The organism is Flagellimonas taeanensis (genome assembly GCF_003584105.1).
Lineage (GTDB): Bacteria > Bacteroidota > Bacteroidia > Flavobacteriales > Flavobacteriaceae > Flagellimonas > Flagellimonas taeanensis.
In genome coordinates this window covers 65,742-77,534 of record NZ_QXFO01000025.1, presented here as the reverse complement: position 1 = coordinate 77,534, position 11,793 = coordinate 65,742, and the positions used below count along the sequence as shown (strand labels likewise).

General features: G+C 46.8%; 11 protein-coding genes. 8 read left to right on the top strand and 3 right to left on the bottom strand.

Translation table 11 applies throughout. The features are described from left to right. Positions 1-196 precede the first annotated feature (196 nt). A complete protein-coding gene (locus D2V93_RS13850; protein ID WP_119619811.1) occupies positions 197-1,381 on the top strand; it encodes a hypothetical protein in 1,185 nt (394 codons plus the stop codon). Between the two features lie 35 nt (positions 1,382-1,416). Here the strand turns inward: D2V93_RS13850 and ytxJ are convergent, their stop codons facing one another. Beyond that, on the bottom strand, positions 1,417-1,806 hold the full coding sequence (ytxJ, locus tag D2V93_RS13845; RefSeq protein ID WP_119619810.1) for a bacillithiol system redox-active protein YtxJ: 390 nt from the start codon (positions 1,804-1,806) through the stop codon (positions 1,417-1,419). A gap of 141 nt (positions 1,807-1,947) precedes the next feature. On the opposite strand from ytxJ, the gene clpB reads away from it, so the two are divergent. The 5 genes from clpB to D2V93_RS13820 all read left to right on the top strand — a co-directional run bounded on the left by clpB (position 1,948) and on the right by D2V93_RS13820 (position 8,409). Beyond that, complete coding sequence (clpB, locus tag D2V93_RS13840) at positions 1,948-4,548, top strand: ATP-dependent chaperone ClpB (protein ID WP_072882652.1); 2,601 nt, start codon at positions 1,948-1,950, stop codon at positions 4,546-4,548. Positions 4,549-4,806: 258 nt separating this feature from the next. After that, positions 4,807-6,120: a gluconate:H+ symporter gene (locus D2V93_RS13835; RefSeq protein WP_072882651.1), complete on the top strand. Its 1,314-nt coding sequence runs from the start codon at positions 4,807-4,809 to the stop codon at positions 6,118-6,120. Positions 6,121-6,124: 4 nt separating this feature from the next. After that, the gene (locus D2V93_RS13830; protein ID WP_119619809.1) at positions 6,125-6,592 is read left to right on the top strand and encodes a RidA family protein; all 468 of its coding nucleotides are present in this window, start codon (positions 6,125-6,127) and stop codon (positions 6,590-6,592) included. Between the two features lie 5 nt (positions 6,593-6,597). Further along, the gene (locus D2V93_RS13825; protein ID WP_119619808.1) at positions 6,598-7,662 is read left to right on the top strand and encodes a dipeptidase; all 1,065 of its coding nucleotides are present in this window, start codon (positions 6,598-6,600) and stop codon (positions 7,660-7,662) included. Positions 7,663-7,812: 150 nt separating this feature from the next. Further along, complete coding sequence (locus D2V93_RS13820) at positions 7,813-8,409, top strand: TetR/AcrR family transcriptional regulator (protein WP_119619833.1); 597 nt, start codon at positions 7,813-7,815, stop codon at positions 8,407-8,409. A gap of 4 nt (positions 8,410-8,413) precedes the next feature. On the opposite strand, the gene D2V93_RS13815 is transcribed toward D2V93_RS13820, so the two are convergent. Continuing rightward, a complete protein-coding gene (locus tag D2V93_RS13815; protein WP_182849993.1) occupies positions 8,414-9,811 on the bottom strand; it encodes a PorP/SprF family type IX secretion system membrane protein in 1,398 nt (465 codons plus the stop codon). Positions 9,812-9,932: 121 nt separating this feature from the next. Between D2V93_RS13815 and D2V93_RS13810 the strand changes: the two genes are divergently transcribed. Next, positions 9,933-10,457: a SixA phosphatase family protein gene (locus D2V93_RS13810; RefSeq protein ID WP_119619806.1), complete on the top strand. Its 525-nt coding sequence runs from the start codon at positions 9,933-9,935 to the stop codon at positions 10,455-10,457. On the opposite strand, the gene D2V93_RS13805 is transcribed toward D2V93_RS13810, so the two are convergent. Further along, positions 10,454-11,197, bottom strand: coding sequence for a DUF6503 family protein (locus D2V93_RS13805; RefSeq protein ID WP_119619805.1), 744 nt, complete (start codon positions 11,195-11,197; stop codon positions 10,454-10,456). The two genes, D2V93_RS13810 and D2V93_RS13805, sit on opposite strands and share 4 nt — an antisense overlap. Before the next feature lie 80 nt (positions 11,198-11,277). Between D2V93_RS13805 and smpB the strand changes: the two genes are divergently transcribed. Continuing rightward, positions 11,278-11,739 carry an SsrA-binding protein SmpB gene (gene smpB / locus D2V93_RS13800; protein ID WP_119619804.1) on the top strand — a complete coding sequence of 154 codons (462 nt, stop codon included), beginning with the start codon at positions 11,278-11,280 and terminating at the stop codon, positions 11,737-11,739. Positions 11,740-11,793 lie beyond the last annotated feature (54 nt).

Here is an 11,793-nt window from a genome sequence, read left to right as displayed (position 1 = left end):
GGGATTTATATCCAAAAAAAGCAACATACATCCCAATTTTATCAAACGGAAATTAACAAAGTTGAAACTGTCGTTAAATGCTCTATATTTGAAACTTAAACCTCACCTGCACACTACCCGTGCGACTTTTTCGTTTATAGAGAACCATTTTTGGCATAGCTATTGAACTTGATCAAACAACCAATACACCACCATCATGAAAAAAATTCTACTCTTCACCACGATTTTAATGATTGCCGCCTGTGGGGGCGTCAAAAAGACCCAGGAAGCGCTGAACACCGGTAACTATGTTACCGCCATGGACAAGGCCATAAAGAATTTGGCGGAAAACAAGACCAAAAAAGGAAATCAGGAATACATCACCCTATTGGAAGAGGCCTTTGCCAAAAATGCGGAAAGGGAAGAACAAGAAATTGCCTTTTTACAGAATGATGGCAATCCGGCCAATCTGGAAACCATCTACAACAAATATGTGCAGCTGAAGCGGATACAGGAGCACATCAAGCCTTTGCTCCCCCTTCGCATCAACGACCAAGGAAGGAATGCACGGTTCCATTTTGAGAATTACGACAACGATATCCTGAACACCAAGGACAAACTGTCCGAGCATTTGTATGAGAATGCCATTGGGCTATTGAAAAGTGCCAAATATAAGAGTGATTTCCGTGCCGCCTATGACGACTTGAAGTACCTGCAGGAAATCAATCCTGGGTATAAAGAAACGGTATCTAAAATGGATGAGGCCTACAACAAAGGGTTGGAGTTCGTACGGGTTGAAATAGGAAACCTGACCGAGCAGATCATCCCTGAGCGGCTGGAAAGGGAGCTTCTGGACTTCAATGCCTTTGGCATCGACAATTTTTGGCTGCAATACCATACCAATCCATTGGCCAACGTGAAATATGATTACGCCATGAACCTTGATTTTATGGAGATCAATGTGTCGCCAGAGCGTGTGAACGAGACCCAGATCATCAAGGAAAAACAGATAGCAGATGGTTGGGAATATCTATTGGACAGGGATGGCAATGCGGTAAAGGACAGTTTGGGCAACAAGATCAAAGTGGACAAAATGCGTACCGTGACCTGTAAATTCTTTCAGTTTACCCAGACCAAAAGTGCGCAAATTGGGGCCAAGGTGCGGTTCACCGACCTGAAAAGCGGGCAGGAAATCAACGCCTATCCCCTATCCAGTCAATTTGTGTTCGAGCATATCTTCGCCAACTATCAAGGGGACAAAAGGGCTTTGGAGAACGACCTTCTGGTGTACCTGAACGCCAGGGAAGTACCTTTTCCTTCCAATGAGCAAATGGTGTACGATGCCGGGGAAGACCTCAAGGCAAGGCTCAAAGGCATCATAGCGAAATATCAGTTCGACTAGGTTGAAAAAACGAAAGCCCCAAATTGGGGCTTTTTTTATAGATAATCCTTCAGATCCAAATCTGCAATGGCACCATGGGAGGTGTGAAAAGACACTTTCCCATTTTTCAGGATCAGCAATTGGGGCGACTCATGCCTTACCCCAAACTTGTCTGCGATCGCATTGGACAGGTCCCTGTGTGCTTGGATGGTCAAAAAATAGAGATCACAATCCAAAATGGGATCATAAGAGCCGTTGAACATCTTCAGCACCATGCTACTGATGCCACATGTGGATGAATGCTTGAAGATGACCTGTGGCCGTTCCTTGGAACCAGTTTCAATGGTATCCAATTGTTCCATGGACTCCAAAAAAATCCACGGTATTTTCGTATCTTGAGTTTCGGTTTGTTGCTTCTTTCCGAAGACACTGTCAAATATTCCCATGTAGCAAATTTACGAGATAAGTCGGGATGGATGCAAAACCTTACAACTGACGAAATGTCTCGTTCTTTTTGAAATTTTAAGACATTTTGACGGTAGCCCGACCATGGTAGGATTGTTGACATACCAGAAAAAAACAACACTATGAACTTTAATAATTTTACGATAAAATCACAGGAAGCCATTCAACGGGCCCAGCAATTGGCCCAAGAATTAGGACATCAACAAATTGAGAACGAACACCTCTTCAAAGCCATTGCGGAAGTGGACGAAAACGTACTTCCCTTCATTTTGAAGAAACTGAACGTGAACGTGAACCTGCTCAACCAAATCCTGGACAAGGAGCTCCAGAGCTTCGCCAAAGTATCCGGTGGGGAGATCATGCTTTCCAGAGAGGCAGGAAAAACCGTGAACGAAGCCAGTATTGTGGCCAAGAACATGGGCGACGAGTTTGTTTCCATTGAGCACCTTTTGCTGGCCATCTTTAAATCGAAGAGCAAAATAGCACAGATCCTAAAGGACCAAGGCGTCACCGAAAAAGATTTGACAGCCTCCATCCAGGAATTGCGCAAGGGCGGTAAAGTGACCTCGCAAAGTGCCGAGGAGACTTACAACTCCTTGGATAAATATGCAAATAACCTCAATCGGCTTGCGGACAGTGGAAAATTGGACCCAGTAATCGGTCGTGATGAGGAAATCCGAAGGGTTTTGCAGATACTCTCCCGAAGGACCAAGAACAACCCCATGTTGGTCGGTGAGCCCGGCGTGGGTAAGACCGCCATTGCCGAAGGCTTGGCCCACCGTATTGTACAGGGTGATGTCCCCGAAAACTTGAAGGACAAGATTATTTATTCCTTGGATATGGGTGCATTGATCGCCGGGGCCAAGTACAAAGGTGAGTTTGAGGAGCGATTGAAGGCCGTGATCAAGGAAGTTACCTCATCCGATGGGAATATTGTGCTCTTCATTGACGAGATCCATACCTTGGTGGGTGCCGGGGGTGGACAGGGCGCCATGGACGCAGCCAACATCCTGAAACCCGCCTTGGCAAGAGGCGAACTCCGCGCCATCGGGGCCACCACTTTGGACGAGTACCAAAAATATTTTGAAAAGGACAAGGCCTTGGAGCGTAGGTTCCAAAAAGTGATGGTGGACGAGCCCGATACCGAGAGCGCCATCTCCATACTTAGGGGTATCAAGGAAAAATACGAGAGTCATCACAAAGTCCGGATCAAAGATGAGGCCGTGATCGGTGCTGTGGAACTGTCCCAACGGTACATCACCAACCGTTTCTTGCCTGATAAGGCCATCGACCTTATGGACGAGGCGGCATCCAAACTTCGTATGGAAATCAACTCCAAACCCGAAGAATTGGATGTACTGGACCGAAAGATCATGCAGTTGGAAATTGAGATTGAAGCCATCAAAAGGGAAAACGACAAGGCCAAATTGCAGACCTTGAACCTGGATCTGGCCAACCTCAAAGAAGATCGCAACGAGATCTTTGCCAAGTGGGAAAGTGAAAAAACAGTGGTGGACAACATCCAAAAGACCAAAGAAGACATTGAAAACTATAAATTGGAGGCGGAGCGTGCCGAGCGGAACGGGGACTATGGAAAGGTCGCCGAGCTGCGATATGGCAAGATCAAGGAAGCCCAAGAGAAACTGGAAAAACTTCAGGATGAACTTGCAAGCCAACAGACCGCTGGAACCTTGATCAAGGAAGAGGTCACCTATGAGGACATTGCCGAGGTAGTGGCCAAATGGACAGGCATCCCCGTGACCAAGATGATGCAGAGCGAGCGTGAAAAACTCCTGAAACTGGAAGATGTGCTCCACAAGCGCGTAGTGGGCCAAGACGAGGCCATCATTGCCGTTTCGGATGCCATACGAAGAAGCAGGGCCGGATTACAGGATTCCAAAAAGCCCATTGGTTCCTTCCTTTTCTTGGGAACTACCGGGGTCGGTAAGACCGAATTGGCCAAAACGCTCGCTGCCTATCTATTCGATGATGAGAATGCCATGACGCGGATAGATATGAGCGAATACCAAGAACGCCACTCCGTGAGCCGTCTAGTAGGCGCACCTCCAGGGTATGTGGGCTATGACGAAGGAGGTCAGTTGACCGAGGCCGTGCGAAGAAAACCCTATTCCGTGATCTTGTTGGATGAGATCGAAAAGGCGCACCCAGATACTTTCAACATCCTGCTACAGGTTTTAGACGAAGGTAGACTGACCGACAACAAAGGTCGGGTGGCGGATTTCAAGAACTCCATCATCATCATGACGAGTAATATGGGCAGTCACATCATCCAAGAGAAGTTTGAGAATGCCGTGGATATCGAAAGTGCTTCGGAAGCTGCGAGAATTGAAGTGATGGGACTGTTGAAACAAAGCATTCGCCCAGAATTCTTGAACCGAATAGACGACATCATCATGTTCGCACCTTTGAATAAATCGGATATCAAGGATATTGTGGGGCTGCAATTGGACGGTCTGAAGAAAATGTTGTCCAAACAGCACATTACACTGGATGCGACCGAGGAAGCCATCGATTATCTGGCAAAAAAAGGGTTCGACCCCCAATATGGCGCAAGGCCCGTAAAGCGATTGATCCAGAAAGAGGTGTTGAACAACCTTTCCAAGGAACTGCTCTCCGGAAAAATCACGGCCGACAGCATTGTACTCTTGGACAGTTTTGACGATCAATTGGTGTTCCGAAACCAAAATGAGCTGGTGAAATAATTTTCCATCATCATTTGCAGAACATAAGGCTGTCTAAAAAGTGTCATTCTGAATGAAATGAAGAATCTTCTACTAATTCAACTATTAGATATTGAGATAATAAAGATTTTTCGACTGCGCTCAAAATGACAATTTAATCCCTTTTTAGACAGCCTCTTTTATTTTCCACATATTTTCCGGACATCTGGTTTGAAATCGATAACAATCGCATTGTATTTCATTTAAATCCTTATTTTAGCTCAAATACATTTCCTAAATATGCCACTCCTCATAGCCGTTCTGGGCATCCTATTGCTCTTTCTGTTGATTGCCAAATTCAAGCTCAATGCATTCCTTTCCTTTATCATTGTATGCCTTTTTGTAGGGGTTTTTCAAGGAATGGAACTGGGAAATCTGGTATCATCCATCCAACGGGGCATCGGGAACACTTTGGGCTTTTTGGTATTGATATTGGGGCTTGGTGCCATGCTGGGCAAACTGGTTGCCGATAGTGGGGCCGCCCAACAGATCACCACCCAACTGGTGGCCAAATTTGGTATAAAACATGTTCAGTGGGCCATGGTGGTCACAGGTTTCATTGTGGGCATTCCCATGTTCTATTCGGTCGGTTTTGTAATCCTGATACCTTTGGTATTTACCGTTGCCATTTCAACGGGACTGCCCTTGCTCTACGTGGGGCTACCTATGCTCACCTCGCTTTCGGTGACTCACGGGTACCTCCCTCCCCACCCTGCACCCACAGCCATTGCAGCCATGTTCAATGCGGATATTGGAAAAACATTGCTGTATGGGCTAGTCATTGCAGTTCCCGCCATTATTGTGGCCGGTCCCCTCTTCGCCCGTACCATCAAAAAAGTGGAGGCCAAACCCTTAAAGGAATTCTACAACCCCAATATCATCCCAAAGGAAGAACTACCATCGACCTTTACCAGTATCTTGACCGCTTTGTCACCAATCTTGCTAATTGGTATCGCCATTGCCTCGGAACAATTTCTGGAAGAAGGCAAGCTCAGGGAGGTGCTCATGTTCATAGGAAATCCTGTGATTGCATTATTGATTTCCGTGTTGCTCGCCATTTACACTTTGGGATTGTCCAAGGGCAAGTCAATGTCCACCATCATGGATTCCATTTCGGCATCGGTGTCCAGCATCACCATGATCTTATTGATCATTGCAGGCGCAGGGGCATTGAAGGAGGTATTGATCGACAGCCATGTGAGCGATTATATTGCTGACAGTTTAAAAGGTTCCAGCATATCTCCCTTGGTCCTGGCTTGGGTGATTGCTACGGCCATTCGGGTAAGTGTAGGATCGGCCACCGTTGCGGGTTTGACCGCCGCTGGAATCGTGCTCCCTTTGGCCTCTGGCACTGGCACAAGCCCCGAACTGATGGTTCTTGCGATAGGCTCTGGTAGCTTGATGCTTTCCCATGTCAACGACACCGGTTTCTGGATGTTCAAGGAATATTTCAACCTTTCGGTAAAGGAAACCTTGTCCACTTGGACCGTTATGGAGACCTTGGTCGGCATTATGGGACTTATCGGGGTCCTAATTTTAAATACAATCATCTAAACATATGAACAGCACACCTTCTAAACGAGTTGAGGAACTGAATCTTCAGCTCCCACCTGCCCCACCACCCGCCGGGGTATATAGACCCATCTTGGTCGTCGATAATTTTTTATACGTATCGGGTCAAGGTCCCGTCAAGCTCGATGGTTCCTTACTGATAGGCCGCGCCGGGGACGACCTGGATGCCGACCAGGCCAAGTTCGCGGCCAGACAGGTGGGATTGACGATGTTATCCACCATCATCACCCATTTTGGAAGCTTGGACCGCATCAAAAGGGTCGTAAAAGTGCTGGGGATGGTCAACTCCACTCCAGATTTTGGGAAACAACCCTATGTCGTCAACGGATTCAGTGAGTTGATGGCCGATGTTTTTGGAAAAGAAAACGGTATTGGCGTACGGAGTGCCGTCGGGATGATGCTTCCCGGCAATATTCCCGTGGAGGTCGAGGCCATGTTCGAACTTCATCCATAGCACCTATGCTCATATTTGATGCGCACTTGGACCTCTCCATGAACGCCATGGAGTGGAACCGCGACCTCAGGCTGCCAGTTTCTGAAATACGGGAACGGGAAAAGGGAATGACAGACAAACCCGATCGGGGCAACAATACGGTTTCCTTCCCTGCCATGCGGGAAGGAAATATAGGTCTTTGCGTGGCCACACAGATTGCCCGCTACGTCAAGAAAAGCAACCCACTTCCCGGTTGGCATTCCCAACACCAAGCTTGGGCACAGACCCAAGGACAGTTGGCATGGTACAAAGCCATGGAAAATGAAGGCGAAATGGTCCAGATCACAGATTTACAGGGTTTGGACAATCACTTACAACTTTGGCAAAGCGAAAAGGAACATAAACCCATAGGATACATTTTGAGCCTGGAAGGCGCCGATTCCATTGTGGATATGGGCTATTTGGAAAGGTCGTATGAAGCCGGTCTGAGGGCCATCGGTCCTGCACATTATGGTCCCGGAATCTATGCGCATGGCACGGATTCCGTTGGAGGTATCGGGGCAAAGGGAAGGGAACTCTTAAAAAAAATAGAGGAACTCAACCTCATCTTGGATGCCACGCATTTGTGTGATATGAGTTTTTGGGAAACCATGACTGCCTACAATGGGCCGGTCTGGGCCAGCCATAGCCTTTGTCGAAAGTTTGTGGACCACAACCGACAGTTTACGGATGAACAACTCAAGGAATTGATCCAAAGAGAAGCCGTCATCGGGATGGTGCTGGATGCCTGGATGATGGTTCCTAATTGGGTCCGGGGGAAATCCGACCCAAAAGGTATGGGGGTCACTTTAGAAATTATGGTAGACAATATTGACCACATCTGCCAGTTGGCCGGGAATACGAATCACGTAGGTATTGGCACCGATTTGGACGGTGGCTTTGGAACAGAGCAGGGACCTTATGACCTGGACACCATCGGCGATCTGCAAAAAATCCCCGAACTACTGTCCAAAAGAGGATATACGACATCCGATATCGAAAACATCACCAGCCAGAATTACCTCAATTTCTTGAGAAGGGTCTGGGGGTGATGGACACATCGTCCTCAAAATCCCCATCAATCTATTTTGGAGCATGGAAAACGTCCCAACACTGTTAAAATAATGGCTTTTCAGTCGCTATAATACCAAACAGTATTGTTTTTTTATATCTTCGTTTCACCCGAACCAACCTATACCACCATGTCCAAAAAAGCAGAACGCACCACCGCCTATATCATTGAGACGGTCGCCCCCATCTTTAACAAACACGGATATATTGGAACCAGCATGAGCGACCTCACCGAGGCCACAGGTCTCACCAAAGGTGCCATTTATGGCAATTTTGAGAACAAGGAAGCACTTGCCCTCTCTGCTTTCGAATACAACCGAAACCAATTGCTAAGCGCCATAGATGAATCATTGGACGCCGAGGAAGACTCCCTTGGAAAATTGTTTTCCCTTATCAATTTCTACAAGCATTACGACGTGTTCACCCTTCCGATGGGTGGATGCCCCATTCTGAACGTTGGGATTGACGCCCAAGGCAATAACACCCTGTTGGCCGCTGCGGTAAAGGAAACCGTCAAGGACATTGAAGGGAAAATAGCCCTAGTGTTGGAAAATGGGGCCAAACAGAATGAATTGTACCTTCCCGTTCCCCCCTTACAGTTTGCCAAACAGCTGTTCACCATGATCCAAGGTGCCGTTGCGATGAGCACCATTACCCGCGACCGCAAATATCTCATCAATACGCTTACCTATCTGGAACATTTGGTTCGTAAGGAAATCAAGAAATAGTTTTTCAATTCCCTCTTACCCTGAAAATCCAGATTTTATCGGGGTATTTCCCATGGAACTTACTATCCCTTACCGACCGCGCTTCGTCCATCGTATCGTACCGCTCCAAATACACATAATTGTACTTATTGGCTTTTCGATAAAAGGATTTGGGTTCCAATCCCTTGGTCCGAAGGGTCTTCATGAAGTTATCAAAATACTTTTGGGTACCATACACATTGGCTATCAAATAAAAACCTGGTTCCAGCCCTTCTTCACCTTGCACCTCCTCATATTTTTCGTTGGGCCGCAGTTCAACGTTCTGGTTTCTGAGCCTTGTCAGACTGTCCTGCTGCCGTTGTACCAATACTTGGGCGATACTGTCCTTTTTTTGCTGTTCGCGCAATTGTTCGGCCAGTTGTCTGGCCCGGGTCAATGAATCCCTTTCTTGCTGAAATGTAGCTTCCCTTTGTAGTGCAAGTTCAGCCTCTTCTTGCCTCTTCAATCGCTCCTGCTCCAAAGCCTCTTCCTTTTCCACATCAAAGCCCACCACTTTTTTACGCCCATCCGGCTTTCCAAAGCGATAAAAAGCAATGATCTCAATGGTAGGGTCCTCCTCTTCCAAGGATGAATCCATTCCAAATTCCATAAGTCCGCCAATGGAAAACGTATTGGCCAAGGTAATTCCCAATCCTCCCGAAACTCCGTAAAAACTATTGTAGCCCCCCTGCAGCCAGAACTTGGAGGTGGACAGAAGGCCGTTCAGTCCAAATTGGGTATCTCCTTCGGGCACCGACTTCACATAAATCATGGGACGCACAAAACTGTCGCCCAAACCACTGGACAAGGTCACGGGAAAATCGTGCCCCAAAGTCCCCATGATGGTCTGGAAATTCTCCGTTTCCCCTTCCCCTGAAAGATAAAAGCCCACCGCATTCTCAAAGGCCAATCCCAAACTGAACCGGTTGACCAACAACCGGAATCCCGGTGAAAATGCCATCCGAAAACCTTCAAAACTTTCCAAAATGGCCGGATCTACCTCCCCGTCTTGGCCAAAGCGTTCATCGGCCACAGTTTGCTGAAAGGCAAAGACATTCACCCCTGCCAGCAACTGGACTTCATCGTCCAAATGAAATGTATGGGTGTAATTGGCATTTCCACCCGTAAAAAGGAAAATACCTGTATTGTGCTGCAAGAAGCCAAGGCCAGCAGTGGACCTAGCATTGATTTGATGGGTATAATTGGCAAAAATGGTAGTGGGGTCCCCATCAATGTCCTGCCATTGCCATCGGGTCCAGACGGAAAGGGAATTGGGCCGGTTCCAATCGGGAGCATAGGAGGCATTCATGAGGCTTGAACCGAACTGCACAAGGGTATGCTGCCTCAAATCGGTGGGCAATTGTCGTTCCTGACCCCTCGTCATCGTCAAAACCATTGCCCACAGCGTGCAAACGAAAATCCTGTGCATACGATAAAATGAAAATTAAACGTTACTTTTAAATCAAATTAACAAAAAACCTCGGGGAACCATTTAGATCAGAACTATGCGAACCATCAAACCTCTAATTGCCCTTGCAATTTTAATCGTTGGAAGTATCAGCTGCAAAAAAGATACGAAAATTGCAGAAGACCCGATCATATCCACTTTCTATTTTATCCGACATGCCGAAAAGGACAGGACCGACCCCGAAAACCCTGATCCGGAGCTGAACCAGGACGGTCTCAACAGGGCCATCAGATGGGCAGAGGTGTTTGACCCCATTCCCTTGGATGTGATCTACTCCACCAATTACGAACGGACTTCCATGACGGCCGCCCCTACATCGGTCAAGAAAAACATCGATGTGAAATATTACGACCCCAATGCCGTGGACATTGAGGAGTTCAAATTCATGAATGAAGGGAAAAATGTGCTGGTCGTGGGCCACAGCAACACCATACCCACTTTCGTGAACCGCATGATCGATCTGGAAAAATATGAAGATATGGATGACAGCGACAATGGCAGCCTGTTCATTGTCCGGATCATTGACGGTGTCCCGACCGACATCCGTTTGAAAATGGATTAATCGTTCCGCACTTCGATGTCCGTTATTTCAATTTTGGACAAAAGTTCCAATTCCCCTTCGTCATATAGCTTTCCTATTTCCAAAATATTGGAGTCTTTAGTCTTGGGCTTATAATTTTCATAATCCACAAAACGGATACCGCCCACGTAGCGTTCGTTGTAGGCCTTCCTGAATCGTTGTCCGCCTCCATCCACATGAAAGTCATAGGCCAAGTAATCAGGTTTAAAACTTTCAATGTCAAACCAATACAAATAAACATCTTCAAAGTCATCACCACCACCTTGTTTGTCAAAGGTCACCTTTATTTTATAGTACTCTTTCTCACCGATGGTTTCCTTCCCTAGCAATTCCTTGTTCACGGCCCCATCGTTCAAACCGAAGGGCAAGCGCACAAAATAATGTACGGAGTTGATGGAATTGGCATATCTGACAGCCATGGAATCGGGCACGGCCACCAAGGAATCGTTCATATACCTTTCAAAATCATTTTCTATTTTCACATCGGTGATGGTCATGGAATCCAATCGGGAAATCCGTTCGAACACCCGCTTCCCATTTTCATTCCTGGACACATATTCCTTATCCCTGAACAGAAAAGAGGTGTTATGATCATTGTAGTGCTCCCCACCACTGTCCGTAATCGACTTATCCACAATCTCTTGGGCGGTTAGGTCTTCTTTGGGGATTTCTTTGCACGCAAGGAATAGCAATACAAGGAGAGGGAGAAAAATTCTTTTCATGGAACAGGTTTGGTGTATAATCGTAAAATCTAATGCAACATTACAATTTTCTTGGCCAAGAGTTTATATTTTTGCGCACAATGCAGAAAAACATCAACATAAAGAACAAAAGGGCCCGGTTTGATTTTGAGATCCTAGATACGTATACCTCGGGTATTGTTTTGGGAGGCACCGAGATAAAATCCATACGGTTGGGAAAGGCCAACCTGTCGCAGAGCTTTTGCGAGTTCAATGACAAGGGAGAACTTTTTGTGGTGAACATGCAGGTGGACGAATACAGCCATGGCAGCTACTACAACCACAAGCCCAAGGCCGAACGCAAATTGCTCCTCAACAAAAGGGAACTGAAAAAACTGCGAAAAGAGGTCACCACCACGGGACTCACCATCATCCCCCTCAATCTTTTCATCAATGATCGGGGACTCGCCAAAGTGAACATAGCACTTGCCAAAGGAAAAAAACTCTACGACAAACGGGAGACCATAAAGGACCGGGACAGCAAACGCAGTTTAGATCGCGTGAAAAAAAGTTTCAACGACTGATCGGTTACTTAATTGTTTGGAGTTTGATGTCAGAAGTCCGAAGTCGGAAGTCAG

Bases quoted from the DNA above. Each gene is read 5' to 3' on its own strand.
- D2V93_RS13850 (WP_119619811.1), top strand. From the start codon at position 197: ATGAAAAAAATTCTACTCTTCACCACGATTTTAATGATTGCCGCCTGT.
- ytxJ (WP_119619810.1), bottom strand. From the start codon at position 1,806: ATGGGAATATTTGACAGTGTCTTCGGAAAGAAGCAACAAACCGAAACT.
- clpB (WP_072882652.1), top strand. From the start codon at position 1,948: ATGAACTTTAATAATTTTACGATAAAATCACAGGAAGCCATTCAACGG.
- D2V93_RS13835 (WP_072882651.1), top strand. From the start codon at position 4,807: ATGCCACTCCTCATAGCCGTTCTGGGCATCCTATTGCTCTTTCTGTTG.
- D2V93_RS13830 (WP_119619809.1), top strand. From the start codon at position 6,125: ATGAACAGCACACCTTCTAAACGAGTTGAGGAACTGAATCTTCAGCTC.
- D2V93_RS13825 (WP_119619808.1), top strand. From the start codon at position 6,598: ATGCTCATATTTGATGCGCACTTGGACCTCTCCATGAACGCCATGGAG.
- D2V93_RS13820 (WP_119619833.1), top strand. From the start codon at position 7,813: ATGTCCAAAAAAGCAGAACGCACCACCGCCTATATCATTGAGACGGTC.
- D2V93_RS13815 (WP_182849993.1), bottom strand. From the start codon at position 9,811: ATGACGAGGGGTCAGGAACGACAATTGCCCACCGATTTGAGGCAGCAT.
- D2V93_RS13810 (WP_119619806.1), top strand. From the start codon at position 9,933: ATGCGAACCATCAAACCTCTAATTGCCCTTGCAATTTTAATCGTTGGA.
- D2V93_RS13805 (WP_119619805.1), bottom strand. From the start codon at position 11,197: ATGAAAAGAATTTTTCTCCCTCTCCTTGTATTGCTATTCCTTGCGTGC.
- smpB (WP_119619804.1), top strand. From the start codon at position 11,278: ATGCAGAAAAACATCAACATAAAGAACAAAAGGGCCCGGTTTGATTTT.